1 protein-coding gene is annotated in these 426 nt (G+C 38.0%); it reads right to left on the bottom strand.

The genetic code is table 11. The features are described from left to right. Nucleotides 1–426 (bottom strand): transposase (locus GNY06_RS00460; protein ID WP_166518328.1); only part of this gene is annotated, 426 nt, incomplete at both ends.

The raw sequence follows: 426 nt of genomic DNA, 5'->3' as shown, positions 1-426 counted from the left end.
TTAACCCGCGCATAAGTAAAATAACAGCCTTACTATCATGTATATTAGCCATTGTAACCATGATTGCAATTAAAAAACCATTTTTATCAACGACCACATGACGTTTTATGCCCTTAATCTTTTTATTGCCATCAAATCCTTTTAATGACCGGTTATTGCCCCAGCGAATACTCTGGCTGTCCATAATACCAAGCGATGGCCCTGATTTTTGTCCTAGTTTTACTCGAACTTTGCCTCGTAAATGTTCCAACAGTAGTTCGAATTGCCCCATAGCTGCACACTTTTTATAATAATAGTAGACCCGTTGCCACTTGGGGAAATCTTGGGGAAGCATACGCCATTGACAACCTGTTTTAACAAGGTAAAGAATACTGTTCCAAATAATCCGTAGATTATGTTTTCGTTTTCTATCATCAAGTTGTAACG

This window comes from Elizabethkingia argenteiflava (assembly GCF_009904105.1).
Classification (GTDB): domain Bacteria; phylum Bacteroidota; class Bacteroidia; order Flavobacteriales; family Weeksellaceae; genus Elizabethkingia; species Elizabethkingia argenteiflava.
This window is presented reverse-complemented; position numbering and strand designations above follow the sequence as displayed.